This window comes from Streptomyces sp. NPDC060028 (assembly GCF_042736725.1).
GTDB lineage: Bacteria > Actinomycetota > Actinomycetes > Streptomycetales > Streptomycetaceae > Streptomyces.
Genome location: NZ_JBHWVJ010000025.1, coordinates 22,917 through 45,142, shown reverse-complemented (window position 1 = coordinate 45,142; position 22,226 = coordinate 22,917). Strand labels below are relative to the sequence as shown.

Annotated in this window: 18 protein-coding genes; 13 read left to right on the top strand and 5 right to left on the bottom strand. The window is 73.1% G+C overall.

Annotated elements, in window-relative coordinates; translation table 11 throughout:
• Nucleotides 1–128: 128 nt before the first annotated feature.
• The 4 genes from ispG to ACFWBF_RS15030 all read left to right on the top strand — a co-directional run bounded on the left by ispG (nucleotide 129) and on the right by ACFWBF_RS15030 (nucleotide 4,793).
• Nucleotides 129–1,286, top strand: a complete 1,158-nt coding sequence (ispG, locus tag ACFWBF_RS15045; RefSeq protein WP_385223286.1) for a flavodoxin-dependent (E)-4-hydroxy-3-methylbut-2-enyl-diphosphate synthase — start codon at nucleotides 129–131, stop codon at nucleotides 1,284–1,286.
• Between the two features lie 207 nt (nucleotides 1,287–1,493).
• Entirely contained in the window at nucleotides 1,494–2,339 is an 846-nt protein-coding gene (locus ACFWBF_RS15040) for a GNAT family N-acetyltransferase (RefSeq protein ID WP_385600730.1), read from the top strand.
• A 147-nt stretch (nucleotides 2,340–2,486) separates the two neighbouring features.
• Complete coding sequence (locus tag ACFWBF_RS15035; protein WP_385600837.1) at nucleotides 2,487–3,056, top strand: GNAT family N-acetyltransferase; 570 nt, start codon at nucleotides 2,487–2,489, stop codon at nucleotides 3,054–3,056.
• A gap of 42 nt (nucleotides 3,057–3,098) precedes the next feature.
• Nucleotides 3,099–4,793 (top strand): proline--tRNA ligase, encoded by a 1,695-nt coding sequence (locus ACFWBF_RS15030; protein WP_385600727.1) that lies wholly within the window; start codon nucleotides 3,099–3,101, stop codon nucleotides 4,791–4,793.
• Nucleotides 4,794–4,797: 4 nt separating this feature from the next.
• On the opposite strand, the gene ACFWBF_RS15025 is transcribed toward ACFWBF_RS15030, so the two are convergent.
• Genes ACFWBF_RS15025 through ACFWBF_RS15010 form a run of 4 tightly spaced genes read right to left on the bottom strand, consistent with a single transcriptional unit; the run spans nucleotide 4,798 to nucleotide 7,663 of the window.
• Entirely contained in the window at nucleotides 4,798–5,667 is an 870-nt protein-coding gene (locus ACFWBF_RS15025) for a slipin family protein (protein ID WP_385600725.1), read from the bottom strand.
• Between the two features lie 42 nt (nucleotides 5,668–5,709).
• The gene (locus ACFWBF_RS15020; protein WP_385600722.1) at nucleotides 5,710–6,612 is read right to left on the bottom strand and encodes an aminoglycoside phosphotransferase family protein; all 903 of its coding nucleotides are present in this window, start codon (nucleotides 6,610–6,612) and stop codon (nucleotides 5,710–5,712) included.
• A 35-nt stretch (nucleotides 6,613–6,647) separates the two neighbouring features.
• On the bottom strand, nucleotides 6,648–7,088 hold the full coding sequence (locus ACFWBF_RS15015) for a ferritin-like domain-containing protein (RefSeq protein WP_385600719.1): 441 nt from the start codon (nucleotides 7,086–7,088) through the stop codon (nucleotides 6,648–6,650).
• On the bottom strand, nucleotides 7,085–7,663 hold the full coding sequence (locus tag ACFWBF_RS15010) for a hypothetical protein (protein ID WP_385600717.1): 579 nt from the start codon (nucleotides 7,661–7,663) through the stop codon (nucleotides 7,085–7,087). The genes ACFWBF_RS15015 and ACFWBF_RS15010 overlap by 4 nt, the downstream gene beginning before the upstream one ends.
• A 155-nt stretch (nucleotides 7,664–7,818) precedes the next feature.
• Here ACFWBF_RS15010 and rimP point away from each other — a divergent pair, with 155 nt between their 5' ends.
• From rimP to ACFWBF_RS14965, 9 genes are all read left to right on the top strand, one after another.
• Nucleotides 7,819–8,316 (top strand): ribosome maturation factor RimP, encoded by a 498-nt coding sequence (gene rimP, locus ACFWBF_RS15005; protein WP_385600713.1) that lies wholly within the window; start codon nucleotides 7,819–7,821, stop codon nucleotides 8,314–8,316.
• A 2-nt stretch (nucleotides 8,317–8,318) separates the two neighbouring features.
• Nucleotides 8,319–9,377 carry a transcription termination factor NusA gene (gene nusA, locus ACFWBF_RS15000; protein ID WP_385600710.1) on the top strand — a complete coding sequence of 353 codons (1,059 nt, stop codon included), beginning with the start codon at nucleotides 8,319–8,321 and terminating at the stop codon, nucleotides 9,375–9,377.
• Nucleotides 9,378–9,555: 178 nt separating this feature from the next.
• Nucleotides 9,556–9,843: a YlxR family protein gene (locus ACFWBF_RS14995; RefSeq protein WP_385600707.1), complete on the top strand. Its 288-nt coding sequence runs from the start codon at nucleotides 9,556–9,558 to the stop codon at nucleotides 9,841–9,843.
• Between the two features lie 148 nt (nucleotides 9,844–9,991).
• Nucleotides 9,992–13,129 carry a translation initiation factor IF-2 gene (gene infB, locus ACFWBF_RS14990; RefSeq protein WP_385600703.1) on the top strand — a complete coding sequence of 1,046 codons (3,138 nt, stop codon included), beginning with the start codon at nucleotides 9,992–9,994 and terminating at the stop codon, nucleotides 13,127–13,129.
• Nucleotides 13,130–13,290: 161 nt separating this feature from the next.
• Entirely contained in the window at nucleotides 13,291–13,584 is a 294-nt protein-coding gene (locus ACFWBF_RS14985; protein WP_030011580.1) for a DUF503 domain-containing protein, read from the top strand.
• A 27-nt stretch (nucleotides 13,585–13,611) separates the two neighbouring features.
• A complete protein-coding gene (rbfA, locus tag ACFWBF_RS14980) occupies nucleotides 13,612–14,067 on the top strand; it encodes a 30S ribosome-binding factor RbfA (protein ID WP_385600700.1) in 456 nt (151 codons plus the stop codon).
• Nucleotides 14,064–14,972 (top strand): tRNA pseudouridine(55) synthase TruB, encoded by a 909-nt coding sequence (gene truB, locus ACFWBF_RS14975; protein WP_385600697.1) that lies wholly within the window; start codon nucleotides 14,064–14,066, stop codon nucleotides 14,970–14,972. Before rbfA ends, truB begins: the two co-directional genes overlap by 4 nt.
• A 251-nt stretch (nucleotides 14,973–15,223) precedes the next feature.
• A complete protein-coding gene (locus tag ACFWBF_RS14970; RefSeq protein ID WP_385600694.1) occupies nucleotides 15,224–18,724 on the top strand; it encodes a serine protease in 3,501 nt (1,166 codons plus the stop codon).
• Nucleotides 18,725–18,780: 56 nt separating this feature from the next.
• On the top strand, nucleotides 18,781–19,737 hold the full coding sequence (locus ACFWBF_RS14965; RefSeq protein WP_385600691.1) for a bifunctional riboflavin kinase/FAD synthetase: 957 nt from the start codon (nucleotides 18,781–18,783) through the stop codon (nucleotides 19,735–19,737).
• Between the two features lie 72 nt (nucleotides 19,738–19,809).
• On the opposite strand, the gene ACFWBF_RS14960 is transcribed toward ACFWBF_RS14965, so the two are convergent.
• The gene (locus tag ACFWBF_RS14960) at nucleotides 19,810–22,032 is read right to left on the bottom strand and encodes an SCO5717 family growth-regulating ATPase (RefSeq protein WP_385600689.1); all 2,223 of its coding nucleotides are present in this window, start codon (nucleotides 22,030–22,032) and stop codon (nucleotides 19,810–19,812) included.
• Between the last annotated feature and the right edge of the window lie 194 nt (nucleotides 22,033–22,226).

The window sequence follows — 22,226 nt, the reverse complement described above, 5'->3', positions numbered from 1 at the left end:
CCCGGCTCCCTACGTTCGGGTGGCCGGACCCCCTCGGATGCGCGGGGCGCGCGGGGATTGGCGTAATCTCGAAGGCTGGAGCCCGCCGATCTCGGGACCTTGATCCACACCTTGGGGTTGCACAGCAGATGACTGCCATCTCTCTCGGAATGCCGTCCGTGCCGACGAAGCTTGCCGACCGCCGGGTCAGCCGCAAGATCCAGGTCGGCTCCGTGGCCGTCGGCGGCGACGCACCGATCTCGGTGCAGTCCATGACCACCACCCGGACCTCCGACATCGGTGCCACGCTCCAGCAGATCGCCGAGCTGACCGCCTCCGGCTGCAACATCGTCCGCGTGGCCTGCCCGACGCAGGACGACGCCGACGCGCTCGCGGTCATCGCGAAGAAGTCGCAGATCCCGGTCATCGCCGACATCCACTTCCAGCCGAAGTACGTCTTCGCCGCGATCGACGCGGGCTGCGCGGCCGTCCGGGTGAACCCCGGCAACATCAAGCAGTTCGACGACAAGGTCAAGGAGATCGCGCGGGCCGCCAAGGACGCGGGCACCCCGATCCGGATCGGTGTCAACGCCGGCTCGCTCGACGCGCGCCTGCTGAAGAAGTACGGCAAGGCCACCCCCGAGGCGCTGGTCGAGTCCGCACTGTGGGAGGCCTCCCTCTTCGAGGAGCACGGCTTCAGCGACATCAAGATCTCGGTCAAGCACAACGACCCGGTCGTCATGGTCAACGCCTACCGCCAGCTGGCCGCCCAGTGCGAGTACCCGCTGCACCTCGGCGTCACCGAGGCGGGCCCGGCCTTCCAGGGCACCATCAAGTCCGCCGTCGCCTTCGGCGCGCTGCTCTCCGAGGGCATCGGCGACACCATCCGCGTTTCCCTCTCCGCCCCGCCGGTCGAGGAGATCAAGGTCGGGAACCAGATCCTGGAGTCGCTGAACCTCAAGCCGCGCCGCCTGGAGATCGTCTCCTGCCCGTCCTGCGGCCGCGCCCAGGTGGACGTCTACAAGCTGGCCGAGGAGGTCACGGCGGGCCTGGAGGGCATGGAGGTCCCGCTGCGCGTCGCGGTCATGGGCTGCGTCGTCAACGGCCCCGGGGAGGCCCGCGAGGCCGACCTCGGCGTCGCCTCCGGCAACGGCAAAGGCCAGATCTTCGTGAAGGGCGAGGTCATCAAGACCGTCCCCGAGTCGAAGATCGTCGAGACCCTCATCGAAGAGGCCATGAAGATCGCGGAGCAGATGGAGAAGGACGGCGTGATGTCCGGCGAGCCGACCGTGGCCATCGGCGTCTGATCCGGCGCATCGGCGTCCGATCCGGGAGCCGATCCGGGAGCCGATCCGGCCCGGCCTCCGGCCCCGCTTCGGCGCCAAGCCTTCGCCCCGGCCCCGTTCCCGCAGCTCGCGGGCGGGGCCGGGGTTTTGCCGTACAGGGGAGCGCGGCATCCTCAGGCGGCGCCGGGTACAGTTCGGAGATCAGCAGACTTGCATGGTGAGGCCCCAGTGTTGACGCAGACCACCACCCGGGTCCTTGAGCCCAGTGATCTCGACGCGGCGCTCCGCATCCTCGGACGCGAGCCCGTCGCGAACACCTTCGTCACCTCCCGGGTCCAGATCGCCGGACTCGACCCGTGGCGCCTGGGCGGCGAGATGTGGGGCTGGTACGCGGACGGTGAGCTCCGCTCCCTCTGCTACGCCGGCGCGAACCTGGTGCCCGTCTGCGCCGGCCCCGACGCCGTCCGCGCCTTCGCCGACCGGGCCCGCCGCACCGGCCGCCGCTGCTCCTCCATCGTCGGCCCGGCCGAGGCCACCCGGCTGCTGTGGCAGCTCCTGGAGCCCAGCTGGGGACCGGCCCGCGACGTCCGCTCCCACCAGCCGCTCATGGTCATCGAACAGCCGTCCGCCGTCGTCCGGTCCGACCCGCTGGTCCGCCGGATCCGCAAGGACGAGATGGAGCTGATCATGCCCGCTTGCGTGGCCATGTTCACCGAGGAGGTCGGCATCTCCCCGATGGCCGGCGACGGCGGACTGCTCTACCAGGCCCGCGTCGCCGAGCTCGTCGCCACCGGCCGCTCCTTCGCCCGCGTCGAGGACGGCAAGGTTCTCTTCAAGGCCGAGATCGGCGCCGCGACCTCGCGCGCCTGCCAGATCCAGGGGGTCTGGGTGGCCCCCGAGTTCCGCGGCCGAGGGCACTCCGAGACCGGGATGGCCGCCGTCGTGGAGTACGCGCTGAAGGACGTGGCGCCCGTCGTCAGCCTCTACGTCAACGACTTCAACACCGCCGCGCGGGCCTCCTACCGCCGCGTCGGCTTCCGCGAGGTCGGCGAGTTCATGAGCGTGCTGTTCTAGCTAGGGCCGTGACCGGAAAGGTTCACCGGTCGCTGCGCTCGGTACGGCCACAGCACCAGGACGCCCCCGCCCCCTCCCGGCCGGCCCGGGTGCCTCGCCGCCAGGGCATGTCGGCGGGCCGGGGCCGCCCAGTAAGGTCACCGCATGATGCCAACCCCCGGGGGCGACGACCCCGACCGGCCCGCCGGACTCCGCATCGGTCCCCTCGACCTCGCGCACCGCGTGGACGAGGCCCTGCGCGTACAGGCCGTGGCCTTCGGGCTCAGCGAGGAAGAGATCGGCATCCGGCGCTACATCGTCCAGCGCCACATGACCTGCCACGGCGCCCGCGCGCTCGGCGCCTTCACCGAGGACGAGGCACTGGCCGGATTCGTCTACGGCATGCCGAACGACCGCACCCACTGGTGGTCCACCGTCGTCGAGCCGTACCTGCGGGCCGGCGGCCACGACGGCTGGCTCGACGGCTCCTTCGTGATCACCGAACTGCACGTCCACCCCGGCTTCCAGGGCCACGGCGTCGGACGCGCGCTCATCACCCGGATCACCGACAGCTCCGCCGAACCGCGCTCGATCCTCTCCGCCATCGACACCGACAGCCCCGCCCGAGGGCTCTACCGCGCCCTCGGCTACACGGACCTCGCCCGCCAGGTGCACTTCCCGAGCGCGAGCCTCCCGTACGCCGTCATGGGCGCACCGCTGCCGCTGATCAGGCGCTGAATTCGATTTCGGGGGACCGGCAGCCCCCGGTAGCCTCCCGTCATGTCGACGCAACACGTACAGCGCATGTCCAGCCTCCTGGCCAAGACCCTCCGCGAGGACCCGGCCGACGCCGAGACCCTCAGCCACCGCCTCCTGGTCCGCGCCGGGTACGTCCGGCGCAGCTCGGCCGGGGTGTGGACCTGGCTGCCGCTCGGCAAGCGGGTCCTGGACAACGTCTCGCGCATCGTCCGCGAGGAGATGGACGCGATCGGGGCCCAGGAGGTGCTGCTCCCGGCGCTGCTGCCGAAGGAGCCGTACGAGGTCAGCGGGCGCTGGTCGGAGTACGGCGACCTGCTGTTCCGGCTCAAGGACCGCAAGGGCGCGGACTATCTGCTCGGACCCACGCACGAGGAGATCTTCACCCTGCTGGTGAAGGACCAGTGCACGTCCTACAAGGACCTGCCGGTCATGCTGTACCAGATCCAGACCAAGTACCGGGACGAGGCGCGGCCGCGGTCGGGCGTGCTGCGCGGGCGCGAGTTCCAGATGAAGGACTCGTACTCCTTCGACGTCAGCGACGAGGGCCTGGCCGAGTCCTACCGGCTCCACCGCGAGGCCTACGTACGCATCTTCGAACGGCTGGGCCTGGACCACCGGATCGTGTCGGCGGTGTCCGGCGCGATGGGCGGCTCGGCGTCGGAGGAGTTCCTCGCGCCGGCGGCGGCGGGGGAGGACACCTTCGCGGACTGCCCGTCCTGCGACTACGCGGCGAACACGGAGGCGGTGACCTTCGCGCTGACCCCGGTGGCCGCGGACCACGGACCGCTGGAGGAGATCCCCACCCCCGACACCCCGACGATCGAGACGCTGGCGGCGCACCTGGGCGTACCCGCGTCGGCCACGCTCAAGAACCTCCTGGTGAAGGTGGACGGCGAGATCGTCGCCGTCGGCGTGCCGGGGGACCGCGAGGTGGACCTCGGCAAGCTGGGCGAGCATCTCGCTCCGGCGGTGGTGGAGTTGGTGACGGCGGAGGACTTCGCCGACCGGCCGGATCTGGTACGGGGCTACGTGGGCCCGCAGGGCCTCGACAAGGTCCGCTACCTGGCCGACCCCCGTGTCGCGCCCGGCACTTCATGGGTGACGGGGGCCAACAAGGCCGACACGCACGCCCGGAACGTGGTCTGCGGGCGGGACTTCGAGGTGGACCGGTACCTGGACGTGGTGGTCGTGCAGGAGGGCGACCCGTGCCCCTCCTGCGGTACGGGCCTTCGCCTGGACCGGGCGATCGAGATCGGGCACATCTTCCAGCTGGGGCGCAAGTACGCGGACGCGTTCGGGCTCGACGTGCTGGGGCGGGAGGGCAAGCCGGTCCGCGTCACGATGGGCTCGTACGGGATCGGGGTCTCCCGGGCGGTGGCCGCGCTGGCCGAGCAGACGGCCGACGAGCGGGGGCTGTGCTGGCCGGCCGCGGTGGCCCCGGCGGACGTGCACGTGGTGGCGGCGGGCAAGGCCGTGCCGCTCGCGCTGGCGGAGCAGGCGGCGGCCGCGCTGGCCGCGGCGGGACGGCGGGTCCTGCTGGACGACCGGGCCGGGCTGTCGCCCGGCGTGAAGCTCACGGACGCGGAACTGATCGGTGTCCCGTGGATCCTGGTGGCCGGCCGCCGTTCCGCGGAATCGGTGGTCGAACTCCAGCACCGCGTCACGGGCACGCGCGAGGAACTCCCCCTGGAGGAAGCCCTCGCGCGCCTGACCTGACCGGTCAGGGGCTCGGCTCCTCCGGGTCCGGGTCCGGCAGGGCCAGGGCCGCCTCGTCCGGGGCCGGGGCGTCCGGGGCCGGGACGGCCGGGGGCGGGGCCGCCTCGTCCGGGCCGGGGGTCGCGCGTTCGAGGAAGCGGAGGAGTTCCACCGGGAAGGGGAGGACCAGGGTGGAGTTCTTCTCCGCCGCCACCGCGACCACCGTCTGGAGCAGCCGCAGCTGCAACGCCGCCGGCTGGTCCGACATCACCGCGGCGGCCTCCGCCAGCTTGTGCGAGGCCTGGAGCTCGGCGTCCGCGTTGATCACCCGCGCCCGCCGCTCCCGGTCGGCCTCCGCCTGCCGGGCCATGGACCGCTTCATCGTCTCCGGGAGCGAGACGTCCTTGATCTCGACCCGGTCGATCTGCACGCCCCACCCCACCGCCGGGCTGTCGATCATCAGCTCCAGCCCCTGGTTGAGCATCTCCCGGTTGGACAGGAGGTCGTCCAGGTCCGATTTTCCGATGATCGACCGCAGCGAGGTCTGCGCCATCTGCGACACGGCGAAGCGGTAGTCCTCCACCGCCACGATCGCGTTCGCCGGGTCGACGACCTTGAAGTACACGACCGCGTCCACCCGCACGGTCACGTTGTCCCGGGTGATGCCCTCCTGCGCCGGCACCGGCAGCGTCACGATCTGCATGTTCACTTTGCGCAGGCGGTCCACCCCGGGGACGATCAAGGTGAAACCCGGCCTCCGGATGCTCTCGCGCAGCCGACCGAAGCGGAAGACCAAGCCCCGCTCGTACTGCTTCACCACCCGGGCCGCGGCCACCACGTACACCGTGACGCCCACACCGGCGGCGATTCCCGCTGTCAGCAGTTCTTCGACCATGGTTGCCCCCTGCCGGACATACCTTCTTACCTACGGTATGCCCTACAACCAGCCCGCGAACTCCAGCAGCAGCTCCGCCTCGCGCCGCCGCCCCGCCGCCAGCGCCCGGTTCCCCGATTCGACCGCCCGGAACAGCGTCCAGCCCCGCAGCCGGTCCCGGTCCACCTCCAGGGAGTCGGCCAGTTTGTTCACCCGGCGCCGGGCCCCGGCCGCCCCCGCCGAGGAGGCGACCTGGTCCTCCAGCCGGTCCCGGACCAGCCGCGCCAGGTCGTACGCCCGCTCACCGACCAGCGGGTCCGGCCCCACCGCCAGCCACGGGGCCCGGTCGCCCGCGAGCACCTTGCCCTGCCGGAAGTTCCCGTGCAGCAGCAGTTCCTCACCGGGCACCGCCGTCAGCTCCTCGCGCAGCGCGAGGGCCGCGGCCGCCAGCTCCCCGGCCTCCGGGTCGGGCTTGCGCAGGGCCTCCGCCTGCCAGGAGGTGCGCTCCTCCACCGTTTCCCAGGCGTGGTCCGCAGGCGCGGCGACCCACAGCCTGCGCAGGGTCCCGCTGGCCTCCAGCAGGGCCTTCGCCTCGGGCAGGGACCGTAGCGAGACCTCGGGGTGCAGCCGCTCCAGGAGCAGCCCGCCGTCCTCTTCGTGGTGCCGCGAGTCGAGGACCCGTACGGCTCCGAACCCCGCCCAGTGCGCCAGCGCGGCCAGCTCCCGGTCGGGCCGGGCGGACGGCGGCGCCAGCTTCAGCGCGGCCGGGGTGCCGTCGGCGTAGCGGACGAGCAGGAGGAGGCTGCTGCGTCCGCCCGGGGCCTGCACCCGCTGGACCTGGACCTCGCGCCGGGCCAGCGCGGCCTCGGCCCGTTCGGGCAACTGCCCCAGCCAGTCGGTGTCCTGAGCCGATTCCGGCATCTCGCCGAGCGCCCGTACAAGCCGCTGCGGCGGTTCGAAAGCCATGCGTGCGTGGTCCCTTTCAGCTGTGCCGGGCTCGTTCAGCGCTTTTCCGTGAGCCCAGGGAAGGCTACGCCGACACCGCGCCAGCGCGCGGCTCGCACGGCCGCGGCGCTCAGCGCGTCGGCCGCCTCGCGCCGCAGCGGACCCTCCGCGGCACGCACCAGATCGGAGTACGCGCCCGCCACCCGGTCCTCGATCTCGGCGGCCAGCCGCTCGGCGTCGCCGGGCGCGCGCACCGCGAACGGCAGGGTGTACGCGGCCTCCGCCGGGCGGGGCGAACCACCCATCTCGCGCACCGTGCGGGCCAGCGCGTCACGGCGGGCGAGGTGCTCGCCGTACGCCTCTCGGGCCTCGCCCTGGCGGGCTGCCGCGGCCCGGGCGCCGATCACGCCGTAGCCGTACGCGGCCGCGTGCTCGGCGGCGAGCGCGGACTGCGCGGCCTCGAGGGAGCGGTTCGCGGGGGTGGGCTCGGGGCTCACGGGGTCCCTCCGGGGGTCGAGGCCAGCAGGTAGGCGTGTACGTGGCCACAGGCGGCCACCGAGGCCAGCATCCGGGCCAGCTCCCCGGGCGCGCCGGCCAGCGAGATCGTCCGCGCCTCGGCCAGGCTCCGCTCGGTGTCCGCGAGCCCGGTCAGGGCGTCGGCGGGCGTCGGCGGCACGGGCTCGCCGCTCGGCGCCACGGCCGGGGCGGCGCTGCCGGCCGGCGCCGCGGAGGCCTTCGCGGACGGACCGGCACCGGACCCGGACCCCGAACCCGCCCCCGAGCCCTCCGCGGCCAGGGCGGCGGCGTGCGCGGCGACGGCCGCGCGCAGCGGACCGAGGCGCTGAGCCAGGGCCGGATGCGCGGCGGTGGTGGCGTCGTAACGTTCCAGCAGCCGCTCGCTGTCACGGACAGCCGTCTCGCGCATCCGCCGTTCGAGTGGAATCCCGAAGTCCTCCTCGGCCGGGCTCCCGTCGGAGCAGCCGGTGAGCAGCAGAGCGCCGGCCGCGCCGGCGGCGCCGGCGAGCAGGCTCCTTCGCGAGGGCCGGGGCCGCAAAGGCGTGGTCCAGGGCACGGGGACGTCCTCGGGGTGGTGGCGGGGCAGGGTGTGATCACCGTACCCGGGGCCCTGTCCACAGGGCGGACGGCAACACCCTCCGCGACCGGATACCCTTTGACCTGACACACGATGAAAACCACAACAGCACACGCGGCCGAGGAGTCACCCGGATGAGCACCACCCAGAGCGACAGGCTGCGCGGATTGCTGGAGCCCCTCGTCGCCGCCAAGGGACTGGACCTCGAGGACATCGAGATGTCCAAGGCGGGCAAGCGCCGGATGCTGCGCGTCATCGTGGACTCCGACGAGGGCGTGGAACTGGACGCGTGTGCAGAGCTGAGTCGCGAGGTCTCCGACCGGCTCGACGAAACCGATGTGATGGGTGAGGACGAGTACGTCCTCGAAGTGAGCTCGCCGGGCGCGGACCGCCCGCTGACCGAGCGCCGTCACTACGTACGGGCGATCGGCCGTCTCGTGAAGTTCCAGCTGGAGCCGGGCGGGGAAGTGATCGCCCGCATTCTCGAAGTCGACGACGAGGGCATGGACCTCGAAGTACCGGGCGTGAAGGGCCGCAAGGCGACCGCCCGCCGCATCGCATTCACCGACATCGCCAAGGCGCGTGTCGAGATCGAGTTCAACCGCAAGGACAAGAAGGAAGAGGAGGCGTAGCCGTGGACATCGACATGAGTGCCCTGCGGGGTCTGGTCCGGGAGAAGGAGATCTCCTTCGACCTGCTCGTCGAGGCGATCGAGTCGGCCCTCCTCATCGCGTACCACCGCACCGAGGGAAGCTTCCGGCGCGCACGCGTGGAGCTGGACCGCACCAATGGCCACGTCGTCGTATGGGCGACGGAGGACCCGCGGGACCTGGAAGAGGGCCAGGAGGCCAAGGAGTTCGACGACACACCGTCGGACTTCGGCCGGATCGCCGCGACGACCGCCAAGCAGGTGATCCTGCAGCGTCTGCGCGACGCCGAGGACGACCTGACCTTCGGCGAGTTCGCCGGCCGTGAGGGCGACGTCATCACCGGCGTCGTGCAGCAGGGCAAGGACCCCAAGAACGTCCTCGTCGACATCGGCAAGCTCGAGGCCATCCTGCCGGTGCAGGAGCAGGTCCCCGGCGAGGAGTACACGCACGGCATCCGCATCAAGGCGTACGTCGTGCGGGTGGCGAAGGGTGTCCGCGGTCCGTCCGTGACCCTCTCGCGCACCCACCCCAACCTGGTGAAGAAGCTGTTCGCGCTGGAGGTCCCGGAGATCGCCGACGGCAGCGTCGAGATCTGCGCGATCGCCCGTGAGGCCGGTCACCGCAGCAAGATCGCCGTACGGTCCACCCGCTCGGGCCTCAACCCGAAGGGCGCCTGCATCGGCCCGATGGGCAGCCGCGTGCGCAACGTGATGGCCGAGCTGCATGGTGAGAAGATCGACATCGTCGACTGGTCGGACGACCCGGCGGAGATGGTCGCGAACGCGCTGTCACCCGCCCGGGTGAGCAAGGTCGACGTCGTCGACTGGGACACCCGCTCCGCCCGGGTGACCGTGCCCGACTACCAGCTGTCGCTGGCCATCGGCAAGGAGGGCCAGAACGCCCGCCTCGCCGCCCGCCTCACCGGCTGGCGCATCGACATCCGTCCCGACACCGAGACGGCGCCGGACGAGGACGAGGACGGTGACCGGGACCGGGATCGCGAGAGCGACCGGGACCGTGACCGGGACCGCGGCGGAAAATAAATCCGGTACCGCCCGGGCTGTCCGGGCGGTAGACAGGGACCACAACCGGGTCCTGGCACGGGCGCGGGCACCCGCCGCCGAGGTTTGGGCGGCAGGCCGCGACGTAAAGGATCACGACAACATCCGTTCGATTTTTCACCTGAAGGGGTGAGGTCGCTACGGGGAGGTAGACTTAGGCGTGTCTGGCCGGACGCAAGCCCGCGCATGCCCCGAACGCACCTGTGTGGGGTGTCGGGAGCGAGCGGCCAAGAGCGATCTGCTGCGCATCGTGGCGATCAGTGACGAATGCGTCGCCGATCCTCGCGGTACGCTGCCCGGCCGGGGTGCCTACGTGCACCCTGCCGTGGTCTGCCTCGACCAGGCGGTCCGCCGCCGAGCATTTCCCCGGGCCCTACGGTCCACCGGAGCGCTCGGCACGGCGGAACTGCGCAAAGTCCTGGCCGTTCAGGCCGAGGCGACACCGTAAGACGTAGAACGGCACGGATACCCCGTGCGGTCAGGTACCTCGCGAGTTGGAAGTAGGTCGAGATTGCGATGAGCACTCGATGAGTACGCGATGAGTACGCCCATGAAGTAGCAACGGTCCGGCGTAACCCGGACCTAAAAGGAGCGAAGTGGCTAAGGTCCGGGTATACGAACTCGCCAAGGAGTTCGGAGTTGAGAGCAAGGTCGTCATGGCCAAGCTCCAGGAACTCGGTGAGTTCGTCCGTTCGGCGTCCTCGACGATCGAGGCGCCGGTTGTGCGCAAGTTGACCGACGCACTGCAGGGGCCCGGCGGCAACGCCGGCAAGTCCGCTGCGAAGCCGGGCGCGCCCCGCAAGGCAGCGCCCGCCAAGCCCGGGGCCCCGACCCCGGGTGCTGTTGCACGTCCCGCTGCGCCGAAGCCCGGCGCACCGGCCCCCAAGCCGGTCGTCGCAGAGGCTCCGGCCGCCGCGGCGCCCGCCGCCCCGGTGACGCCCACGGCCGCCTCCGGCCCGCGTCCCGGTCCGAAGGCTCCGGCCGCCCCGAAGCCCGCTCCGGCGGCTCCCGTGGCGACCGAGTTCACCGCGCCTCCGGCGGCTCCGGCCGCCCCGGCGCGCACCGAGCGGCCCGCCGCCGCGGCTCCCGGCCCCCGTCCGGCGCAGCAGCGTCCGGCCCAGGGTCAGGGTGGCCAGGCCGGCGCCCGTCCCGGCGCCCCGCGCCCGGCCGGCAGCGCTCCCCAGGCGCAGCGGCCCGCCGGTGCACCCGGCTCCTCGGCCCCGCGTCCGCAGGGCGCCCGTCCGGCCGGTCCCCGTCCGGGCAACAACCCGTTCACCTCTGGTGGCTCCACCGGCATGGCGCGCCCCCAGGCGCCCCGTCCGGCCGGCGCTCCCCGTCCCGGTGCCCCCGGCGCCGGCGGCGGCCAGGGTGCTCCCCGTCCGCAGGGCGGCCCCGGCGGCGCCCCGCGTCCGCAGGGCCAGGGCGCAGGTCGTCCGACCCCGGGCGGCATGCCCCGTCCGCAGGGTGGTGCCCCGCGTCCCGGTGGTGCTCCCGGTGGTAACCGTCCCAACCCGGGCATGATGCCGCAGCGTCCCGCTGCCGGTGGTCCCGGTCCCCGTCCCGGTGGCGGCCCCGGTGGCCGTGGTCCCGGTGCGGGTGGCGCGCGTCCCGGTGGCGGCGCGGGTCGTCCCGCGGGCGGCGGCTTCGCCGGCCGTCCGGCCGGTCCGGGCTCGCGTCCCGGCGGCGGTGGCGGCTTCGGTGGCCCCCGTCCCGGTGGCGGCGGCTTCGGTGGCGGTCCGGCCGGTGCCGGTGGCGGCGGTCGTCCCGGCTTCGGCGGGCGTCCCGGTGGTCCCGGTGCCCGTGGTGGCACGCAGGGTGCCTTCGGCCGTCCCGGCGGTCCGGCCCGTCGTGGTCGCAAGTCGAAGCGTCAGAGGCGCCAGGAGTACGAGGCCATGCAGGCCCCGTCCGTCGGCGGCGTGATGCTGCCTCGCGGCCAGGGCGAGACCGTTCGCCTGTCGCGCGGTGCGTCCCTCACCGACTTCGCGGAGAAGATCAACGCCAACCCGGCGTCGCTCGTCGCCGTGATGATGAACCTCGGCGAGATGGTCACTGCCACGCAGTCCGTCTCCGACGAGACGCTCGAGATGCTGGCCGGCGAGATGAACTACGTCGTTCAGATCGTCAGCCCGGAGGAAGAGGACCGCGAGCTCCTCGAGGGCTTCGACATCGAGTTCGGCGAGGACGAGGGTGGCGAGGAGTTCCTCGTCGCGCGTCCGCCGGTCGTGACCGTCATGGGTCACGTCGACCACGGTAAGACCCGACTGCTCGACGCCATCCGCAAGACGAATGTCGTCGCGGGCGAGGCCGGTGGCATCACGCAGCACATCGGTGCGTACCAGGTCGGTACCGAGGTCAACGGTGAAGAGCGCAAGATCACCTTCATCGACACCCCGGGTCACGAGGCGTTCACCGCCATGCGTGCCCGTGGTGCGAAGTCGACCGACATCGCGATCCTCGTGGTCGCGGCCAACGACGGCGTCATGCCGCAGACGATCGAGGCGCTCAACCACGCCAAGGCCGCCGGCGTCCCGATCGTCGTCGCGGTCAACAAGATCGACGTCGAAGGTGCCGACCCGGTCAAGGTGCGCGGTCAGCTCACCGAGTTCGGTCTGGTCGCCGAGGAGTACGGCGGCGACACGATGTTCGTCGACATCTCCGCCAAGCAGGGTCTGCACATCGACTCCCTGCTCGAGGCCGTCGTCCTCACCGCCGACGCCTCGCTCGACCTGCGCGCCAACCCGGAGCAGGACGCTCAGGGTATTGCGATCGAGTCCCACCTCGACCGCGGCCGCGGTGCCGTTGCCACCGTCCTCGTCCAGCGCGGTACCCTCCGCGTCGGCGACACGATGGTCGTGGGCGACGCCTACGGCCGAGTGCGCGCCATGCTCGACGACAAGGGCAACAACGTCGAGGAAGCGGGTCCGTCGACCCCCGTCCTGGTCCTGGGTCTCACCAACGTCCCCGGCGCCGGCGACAACTTCCTCGTCGTCGACGAGGACCGTACGGCCCGTCAGATCGCCGAGAAGCGTGCTGCGCGTGAGCGCAACGCCAACTTCGCCAAGCGCGTCCGTCGCGTGTCCCTCGAGGACCTCGACTCCGTGCTCAAGGCCGGTCTGGTCCAGGAACTCAACCTCATCATCAAGGGCGACGCGTCCGGTGCGGTCGAGGCTCTCGAGTCCTCGCTGCTCCAGCTCGACGTCGGTGAAGAGGTCGACATCCGGGTCCTGCACCGCGGTGTGGGTGCGGTCACCGAGTCCGACATCTCGCTGGCGATGGGCTCCGACGCCATCGTCATCGGTTACAACGTCCGTGCGGCCGGCCGTGCCGCGCAGATGGCGGACCGCGAGGGTGTCGACGTTCGCTACTACTCGGTGATCTACCAGGCCATCGAGGAGATCGAGGCGGCCCTGAAGGGTCTCCTCAAGCCGGAGTACGAAGAGGTCGAGCTCGGCACGGCGGAGGTCCGCGAGATCTTCCGCTCGTCCAAGCTGGGCAACATCGCGGGTGTTCTCATCCGCTCCGGCGAGGTCAAGCGCAACACCAAGGCGCGCCTGCTGCGCGATGGCAAGGTCATCGCGGAGAACCTCAACATCTCCGGTCTGCGCCGCTTCAAGGACGACGTCACCGAGATCCGTGAAGGCTTCGAGGGCGGTATCAACCTCGGCAGCTACAACGACATCAAGATCGACGACGTCATCGCGACGTACGAGATGCGCGAGAAGCCCCGCGCGTAAGCGCGAGGCGGTTCGCACCGTGTCGTAACTCGTAGTACCGGGGCCGGTCGGCGGAATATCCGTCGATCGGCCCCGGCCGTTGCGTGTACGGTTCTGGTGACCCTGCCAAGCGTTGGCGTGGCAGGCCACCGAACCCGCACCGGCGGGATATCCGGAACTGCATGTACGTGGGGACTCTGTCCTTCGATCTGCTCCTCGGCGACGTTCACTCGCTGAAGGAGAAACGCTCCGTCGTCCGGCCCATCGTGGCCGAGCTCCAGCGCAAGTTCTCCGTGAGCGCGGCTGAAGTGGGCGACCAGGACCTGCACCGCAGGGCCCGTCTGGGGGTCGCTCTGGTGAGTGGGGACGCGGGGTTCCTCTCGGACGTACTGGACCGCTGCGAGCGGCTGGTCGCGGCACGTCCGGAAGTGGAGCTGCTGTCGGTACGACGGCGGCTCCATGGTGATGAAGACTGACTGCAAGACAAAGAAGGAGACGGACCAGTGGCCGACAATGCGCGGGCGAAGAAGCTGGCGGACCTCATCCGGGAGGTGGTGGCCGAGAAGCTGCAGCGTGGTGTCAAGGACCCCCGCCTCGGTACGCACGTGACCATCACGGACACCCGGGTCACCGGCGACCTGCGGGAGGCCACGGTCTTCTACACGGTTTACGGTGACGACGAGGACCGGGCCAGCGCGGCAGCGGGCCTGGAGAGCGCCAAGGGCGTACTGCGCTCCGCGGTCGGCCGGGCGGCGGGCACCAAGTTCACGCCCACCCTGACCTTCGTGGCGGACGCCCTCCCGGAGAACGCGAAGACCATCGAGGACCTCCTCGACAAGGCGCGCGCCTCCGACGCCCAGGTGCGCGAGGTGTCCTCCGGCGCGAAGTACGCCGGCGACGCCGACCCGTACAAGAAGCCGGGCGACGAGGACGACGACGAGGACGCAGCCGCGGAATGAGCGACAACGCAGGGAAGACTCCGGACGGACTTGTCATCGTCGACAAGCCGTCCGGTTTCACTTCGCACGACGTGGTCGCCAAGATGCGCGGGATCGCCAAGACCCGCCGCGTCGGCCACGCCGGCACGCTCGACCCGATGGCGACGGGTGTCCTGGTGCTGGGTGTCGAGAAGGCCACCAAGCTGCTCGGCCACCTCGCGCTCACGGAGAAGGAGTACCTCGGCACGATCCGGCTGGGCCAGGACACCCTGACGGACGACGCCGAGGGCGAGATCATTTCCTCCACGGACGCCTCCGGGGTCACCCGGGAGGCCGTGGACGAGGGCATCGCCAAGCTGTCCGGCGAGATCATGCAGGTCCCGTCCAAGGTCAGCGCCATCAAGATCAAGGGCGTGCGCTCCTACAAGCGCGCCCGCGACGGCGAGGAGTTCGAGATCCCGGCCCGGCCGGTGACCGTCTCGTCGTTCCAGGTGTACGACATGCGGGAGGCGGAGGCCGAGGACGGCACCAAGGTCGTCGACCTCATCGTCTCCGTCGTCTGCTCCAGCGGTACGTACATCCGCGCCCTCGCCCGTGACCTGGGCGCCGACCTGGGCGTGGGCGGGCACCTGACGGCGCTGCGGCGCACGCGCGTGGGCCCGTACAAGATCGACCGGGCGCGGACGCTCGACCAGCTCCAGGAGGAGCTGACCGTCATGCCGATCGGCGAGGCGGCAGCGGCGGCCTTCCCGCGCTGGGACCTGGACGCCCGGCGGGCGTCACTGCTGGGCAACGGCGTGCGGCTGGAGATGCCGGACTCCTACCCCGCCGGCCGGACCGTGGCGGTCTACGGGCCCGAGGGCGAACTGCTCGGCCTCGTGGAGAGCAAGGGCGGCAAGGCGAAGTCCCTCGCGGTCTTCGTCTGAGGTTCGCCGCCGACGTCTGATTGACGTGGAGCGGTGAGCGCACATCGACTGCTGCTCACCGCTCCACGACCCCCCTCGGGTAGGTCTCTATCCACCCGGACGCCCGTATTCACCCGTCCGAGCAGGCGCTCGGAGTGAATGGAGGGAGCGTAAGGGGGCGCTTTCACCTCGCGTGCTTTTCCCGCTGATCTTCACGTGCCTACCGTCGTGAGCACGGGCGTGGCGGGGGGCGTGGCGAAAGTGGTGCGGGGATGGCGGACGCGGACGGGGCTACCCGGGTCGACGGGCTGAACGGGCTGAATGCGCTGAACGGGCTGGACGGGGTCACCGCGGAGCTGGTCAGGATCTGCGATCCCGCCGGCCGGCCGCGCGGCAGCGGCTTCGTCGCCGACGACTGCGGGACGGTGGTCACCAGCCACGGGGCCGTGGACGGACTGACCGGGGTGGTGCTGCACGGCCCGGGGGAGCGGACCTGGCTCGCGCGGGCCTCGGACGTGACGGCGCTGCCGGAGTACGGGCTGGCGCTGGTACGGACCGACGGGCTCGGGGTGCGGCCGCTGCCGGTGGCGGTACGGGAGACCGTCGCGCCCGGGACGTACGTACGGCTGCCCGCGCGGGGATGGCGACAGGCGCGTGTGCTCGGTCCCGCGGAGGTCACCTACACCGCGACGGGCCGCTTCCACCTGCTGCCGGCGGCGCTGGAGCTGGCCATCGGGACCGACGGGCAGGACGCGCTCCGCCTCGGCGGGGAGGCCTGCGGGGGACCGGTGCTGGACGCCGGGACCGGAGCGGTGCTCGCCGTGCTGGGCACTGCTCTGCAGGCGGAGCACCGCTCCGGCGGCTTCGCCGTACCGCTGGTGGCCGCCTCCGCCGCCGATCCGGACGGGCCCCTCTCCGCGCTGCTCCGCCGCAACGCCGCCATCGTGCCGGTCTACGGCCGGGACCTGAACCTCGCCGGCGCACTCGAACTCACCGGAACCACCCTCGGCGCCGCCTTCGCGTCCCGCCGCCCCGAACCGGTGGACCGGCCGGCCATTGCCGCCGAACTGGACGCCTTCGCCGCGGGCGACCGCCCGGTCCTCGCCCTGGTGGGGAACCCCGGCAGCGGCCGCACCACGGCCCTGTCCGCGCTGGCCCTGCGCCGGGCCGGCGGCGCCCGCCCGGCCCCGACGCTCTGGCTCCGCGGCGCGGACCTGCGCCCCGGGGACACCTCTGTGGCCGACGCGGTGGCCCGGGCGCTGGCAGAGGCGGCCCGCATCGTCGTCTCGGCACCGGATGCGCCTCCGGCTCCCGTACCGGTACCTGCTCCGGCTCCGGCGACGGGGGAGGCCGTGGCGGGGCTGGCCGCCCGGGCCGGGCGGGCCCTGGTCGTGGTGCTCGACGCCCCCGAGGAGATGCCCGCGGAGCTCGGCCACGGGCTCGGGCCCTGGACCGAAGGCACCGTGCGGTGGCTGAGGGAGACCGGCGCCCGGCTGGTCCTCGCGGCCCGGCCCGAGCACTGGGAGCAGGCCGGGGCCCTGTACCCGCCCGAGGCGCTGCACACACCGGCCCGGCCGGCCCGGCGGCTGCCGCCCGCGGTCGCGATCGGCGACTTCACCCCGGCGGAGGCCGAACAGGCCCGGGCCCGCCTCGGCATCCCGGCCGACGCCGTGCGGGAGGCCGACAGCCGGCACCCGCTCACGCTGCACCTGCTCGCCGGCGTCCGCGCCGCCGAGGTCACCGCCGGCCGGCCGGGGCGCGAGGAGGTCTTCGCCGCCCACCTCGACCTGGTGTGCCTGCGGGTCGCCGTCCGCATCGCCGCGGCCGGCGCCCTGCTGCCCAGACCCCGCGAAGCCACCCCCACCGGCCACGCGGGCCCCGGCCCGGTCGCGTACGGCCCCGGCGTGGGGAGGCTCGCCGCGCGCGTCGCGGGGCAGGTGCACGAGGCCGCGCGGCGGTGTCTGGGGCCCGGGCGCGGGGAGTTGGACCGGGCCGCCTTCGAAGAGCTGTTCCCCTGGCGCACCGGCTGGGCCTCCGCCGTGCTCACCGAGGGGCTGCTCGTGCCCGCCGGCCCCGGCTACCGCTTCGCCCACGAGGAGCTGGCCGACTGGCTCCAGGCGGGCCACCTCGACCTGCCGACCGCCCTCGGCGCCCTGGAGGGCCCCGGCCACAGCGTGCCCCGGCACCGCATCGGGCCCGTACTGGAGGCACTGCGACGGCTCCCGCCCCACGAAGCCGGGCCCCACCTGACGCGCCTGGTGTGCGCGCTGAACGCCGAACCCGGTCCCGAACCCGCCTGGTGGGCGGGCCGGCTGCTGCACGAGACCCTGCTGCGCGCCCCCGCCGCCCGGCCGTACCTGCCCGTCCTGCACGCCCTGGCCGAGTACATCGCCCACACCGGCCGCCAGGAGGAGTTCGGCGGCTGGTTCTGGAACCGGCTGCGCCTGCCCGAGTCCGACCGCCTCGACCTGCTGCGCCGGATGCTCCCCAGCGATCACCGCTACCTCGACGCCGCGGGCCGCCGCCTCGCCCGCGACCCCCGGCTCGTACAGCCCCTGCTGTGCGCCTGGTTCACCGACGAGCGGCGGCTGCTCGGCCGCCCCGGGGCCAGCGTCGCCACCGCCGCCCAGGCGCTCCTGCACACCCACCGCCGCTTCGCCGTGGACGACCTCACCGAGGCCCTCGTCACCGCCGCGCACCCCCGCGCCGACGAGCTGCTCACGGTGCTCGCGGAGGACGAGCCCTCCGCGCTGTGCCGGGCCGTCGACCGCTGGGCCCACGACGAGCGCCCCGGGCGGCGCGTCGCGGCCGCCGCCTACGGGCTCGCCACCGCCCCGCACGTCCGCACGCCCGCCGACCGCGAGCTGCTGCGCCACGCCGCCCAGACGCTGCTCTCCCGCCCCGGCGACGCCACCCTGCACGGCAGCGCCCTCGGGATGCTGCTGCGCGACCCGCAGGTGCGCGCACGCTACCTGCCCGACGCCCTCGCCTGCTTCCGCGACCCCGACCGCGGATCGCCGCTGCCCGCCTCGGCGCTGGTGGCCGCGCTGCCCGTACTGCCCGACCCGGACGCGGTGTTCGCCGCCCTGCGGGCCCGGTCCGACGGGGAGGTGGTGCGCGCGCTGGCCGCGCTGACCACGCCGGGGCTGGCGCGCCGCGCGGGCGACCTCGTACGGGAGCACCTCGCGCGGAGCCCGCAGGACGCACCGCACGCCGCCGCGTTCGTGGACCGGCGGCTCGAACAGGGGCTGGCCGCCGCCCCCGTGCTCCGCCCGCTGGTGGTGGACCTGCTGCGCCGCGGCCCGGTGGCGGTCCGGGCGGAGCTGGCGCAGGTGCTGGCCGCGCCCGGCGGGGAGCCCTCGTACACGCTGAGGGGCGAGCTGGCCGACGTACTGCTGCGCGAGGAGACCGACCCGGCGGTGCTCGACGCGTTCCTCGGCGGCGTCGCCGCGGGAGCCGCGGGGCGCGCCGAGGCCCGTACGCGGGAGCTGCTGCGGCGCACCGGGCGGCAGCTGCTGCGGGCGCCGGGCGGGCCCGCGGTGTTCGAGCGGCGGACCGTGGAGCTGGCACGGACGAAACCGGCCTTCGGTGTGCTGGTCGCCCAGTGGCTGACGGAGGCGGGCGCCGAGGCGGCGGCGCTGCTGGGGCCGGGCGCGCGCCGCACCGTGGAGACCCTCGGCCGCGGCGGTCGCGGCTGCGATGCGGTGCGGACACGGGACAAGTCCCAGCCAGACGCCGATGGTGGGCACCGGCCACCGGCATGGCAGTCTTAGACCTGCAATCGGCAATCAGTACAGGGACTACACGGTTCGGGCGAGGAGCGGTCACAGTGCAGCGCTGGCGTGGCTTGGAGGACATCCCCCAGGACTGGGGACGCAGCGTCGTCACCATCGGCTCCTACGACGGTGTGCACCGGGGCCACCAGCTGATCATCGGGCGGGCCGTGGCCAAGGCCCGCGAGCTCGGCGTACCGTCGGTCGTCGTCACCTTCAGCCCGCACCCCAGCGAGGTCGTCCGCCCCGGCAGCCACCCGCCGATCCTCGCCCCGTACGACCGGCGCGCCGAACTGATGGCCGGGCTCGGTGTGGACGCGCTGCTGATCCTGCCGTTCACGGCGGAGTTCTCGCAGCTGTCCCCGGCCGACTTCATCGTGAAGGTGCTCGTCGACAAGCTGCACGCGCGCGCCGTCATCGAGGGCCCCAACTTCCGCTTCGGCCACCGGGCCGCCGGAAACGTCGACTTCCTGCGCGAGCTCGGCACCACCTACGACTACGAGGTCGACGTCGTGGACCTGGTGGAGCGCGGCGAGGCGGGCGGCGGAGTGCCGTTCTCCTCGACGCTGGCGCGCCGCCTCGTCTCCGAGGGCGACATGGAAGGCGCGGCCGAGATCCTGGGACGGCCGCACCGGGTCGAGGGCGTCGTGGTGCGCGGTGCGCAGCGCGGGCGCGAGCTCGGCTACCCCACGGCGAACGTCGAGACGCAGCCGCACACCGCGATCCCGGCGGACGGGGTGTACGCGGGGTGGCTGACGGCGGACGGCGAGCGGATGCCCGCGGCGATCTCGGTGGGGACGAACGTGCAGTTCGACGCCACCGAGCGGACCGTGGAGGCGTACGCGATCGACCGGATCGGGCTGGACCTGTACGGGATGCACGTGGCCGTCGACTTCCTCGCGTACGTGCGGGGGATGGCGAAGTTCGAGTCCTTGGACGGGCTGCTGGAGGCCATCGCGGACGACGTGAAGCGGGCGCGGGTGCTGACGGAGGCGTACGACGGCCTGCGCTGAGGCGCCGCGCTGCGCCACGGAGAACGACGAAAGGGCCCGTACCGATCACGGTACGGGCCCTTCGCGTTGCCGTCAGCCGAGGCGCGGGTCGCGCGGGGGCTGGCCGGGCTGCTGAGGAGGCTGCTGCTGCGGCCAGGGCGCGCCCGGCTGGGGGTAGGGCTGGCCGTACGGCTGCGGGGGCTGCTGGTACGGGGGCTGGCCGCCCTGCGGTTGCTGCGGCGGCTGAGGGTGCCCGTGCTGCGGCGGCTGGGGCTGCTGCGGCTGGCCGGGCTGCGGGTGCTGCTGGGGCTGGCCCCAGTGGCCCTGGGGGGCCTGCTGCGCGCGGATGAAGTCCTCGGCGACCATGGCGGAGAGGTTGAAGTACGCCTCGCGGGTCTTGGGGCGCATCATGTCGAGGTCGACCTCGGCGCCGGCCGCGAGGTGCTCGTCGAAGGGCACGACGACGACGCCGCGGCAGCGGGTCTCGAAGTGCTGCACGATGTCCTCGACCTTGATCATCTTGGCGGTCTCGCGGACCCCGGAGATGACGGTGAGGGAGCGCGAGACGAGGTCGGCGTACCCGTGGGCGGAGAGCCAGTCGAGCGTGGTGCTGGCGCTGCTCGCTCCGTCCACGGACGGGGTCGAGATGATGATCAGCTGATCGGCCAGGTCCAGGACCCCGCGCATGGCGGAGTAGAGGAGGCCGGTGCCCGAGTCGGTGAGGATGATCGGGTACTGGCGTCCGAGCGTCTCTATGACGCGGCGGTAGTCCTCGTCGTTGAAGGTCGTCGAGACGGCCGGGTCCACGTCGTTGGCGATGATCTCCAGGCCCGAGGGGGCCTGGGAGGTGAACCGCCGGATGTCCATGTACGAGTTCAGGTACGGGATCGCCTGGACCAGGTCGCGGATCGTCGCCCCGGTCTCGCGGCGCACGCGGCGGCCGAGGGTGCCGGCGTCGGGGTTCGCGTCGATGGCCAGGATCTTGTCCTGGCGCTCGGTGGCGAGGGTGGCGCCGAGGGCGGTGGTGGTCGTGGTCTTGCCGACGCCGCCCTTGAGGCTGATGACGGCGATGCGGTAGCAGGACATCACCGGGGTGCGGATCAGCTCCAGCTTGCGCTGGCGCTCCGCTTCGGCCGCCTTGCCGCCGAAGCGGAAGATGCCGCCGGCGGCCGGGTTGCCGCCGCTCTTGGCCTTCTGCTTGCCGCGGATCAGGCGGTCCGAGGACAGCTCGACGGCGGCGGTGTACCCGAGCGGCGCCCCGCCGGTGGGATGGCCGGCCGCGTAGCGCGGGTCGGGGCCGGGGCCGGGGCCCTGCGGGTACGGGTGCTGGGGGTGGGCCTGCGGCTGGGGCTGCGGGTACGGCGGCTGCGGCTGCGGCTGTGCCCCGGCGGGCCACTGGGCGCCGGTGCGGGGGTCGACGTACGGGGCCTGCGGCTGCGGCTGCGGCGGCGGCTGGGGCGGCGGGAACCCGTAGCCGTTCGGGGCGTCGGCGGGCTGGGGCTGGGGCGGCGGGAACCCGTACCCGTCAGCGGGCTGCACGGGCTGCACGGGCTGCACGGGCTGCACGGGCTGCACGGGCTGCACGGGCGCCGGGGGTGCGGGCGGGAACCCGTACCCGTCCTGCGGCGCACCCGAGGCCGGGAACGTGGGCGGCAGCGCGGGCAGTTCGGCGGGCCCGGCCGTCGGGGCGGATCCCTCGAACGGGGTCTGCGGCGCCCGCTCCGCGGGAGGTACGGGAGTGCCCTCCGCGGGGGTGGGGGTGCGCACGGGAGCCGCACCGGCGTCGCCCGAGGGCGCACTCGCCTCGGCCGCGGCCTGGAGCGGCGCGGGCGCGGGCGCCGGCGGCACCGGGTCGACCGGGGCCGGGGCGATCGGCGCGGGCGCGGCCTCGGCCGGGGGCTCGCTCCGGTAGATCGGCGCCTGGAACGGCGCGGGCGGGGCCTCGGGTTCCGGGGTGCTAGGGGCCGGCGGCTGGAAGGGCGCGGCCTCGGCCGGGATCTGGTAGATCGGTGCCTGGAAGGGCGCGGGCGGGGCCTCGGGTTCCGGGGTGCTCGGCGCCGGCGGCTGGAAGGGGAAGGGTACGGACGCGGCGTCGGCCGAGTCCGGCTCGGCCGGCCGGTGGGGCTCGAAGCCGCTGCCTTCGGGCAGGCCGGGAACCGGCGTGGTCGGCGCCGCCGGGGCGGAGCCCTGCGTGTACCAGGCCGGTGGGGTGTAGTCGATGGTGAACTCGCCCGTCAGTTCGGGCTCCGCGTCGGACTGATCGTCCGTCGGGACGTCCCACGTCCCGCCGCGCCTCTCGTTCCGATCGCCGCTCACTGGTCGGTCCTCCTGGTCTGTCGAACACTGGTCCGGCGCCCACCACGACGCCGCGCCGACGCTCAGCCTAATCGCGCGCCGTCACCGGTGTCCGCCCCCATCGGCCCGCCCCCGTCGGTCGGACCGCCACGGCCCCGCCTCGCGAGGCGAGGGCCGGTTACATCCTGCCCACAACAACACCCTCCGGGCCAACC

Coding starts and splice junctions, on each gene's coding strand:
- ispG (WP_385223286.1), top strand. CDS start 129: ATGACTGCCATCTCTCTCGGAATGCCGTCCGTGCCGACGAAGCTTGCC.
- ACFWBF_RS15035 (WP_385600837.1), top strand. CDS start 2,487: ATGCCAACCCCCGGGGGCGACGACCCCGACCGGCCCGCCGGACTCCGC.
- ACFWBF_RS15030 (WP_385600727.1), top strand. CDS start 3,099: ATGTCGACGCAACACGTACAGCGCATGTCCAGCCTCCTGGCCAAGACC.
- ACFWBF_RS15025 (WP_385600725.1), bottom strand. CDS start 5,667: ATGGTCGAAGAACTGCTGACAGCGGGAATCGCCGCCGGTGTGGGCGTC.
- ACFWBF_RS15020 (WP_385600722.1), bottom strand. CDS start 6,612: ATGGCTTTCGAACCGCCGCAGCGGCTTGTACGGGCGCTCGGCGAGATG.
- rimP (WP_385600713.1), top strand. CDS start 7,819: ATGAGCACCACCCAGAGCGACAGGCTGCGCGGATTGCTGGAGCCCCTC.
- ACFWBF_RS14985 (WP_030011580.1), top strand. CDS start 13,291: ATGTACGTGGGGACTCTGTCCTTCGATCTGCTCCTCGGCGACGTTCAC.
- truB (WP_385600697.1), top strand. CDS start 14,064: ATGAGCGACAACGCAGGGAAGACTCCGGACGGACTTGTCATCGTCGAC.
- ACFWBF_RS14970 (WP_385600694.1), top strand. CDS start 15,224: ATGGCGGACGCGGACGGGGCTACCCGGGTCGACGGGCTGAACGGGCTG.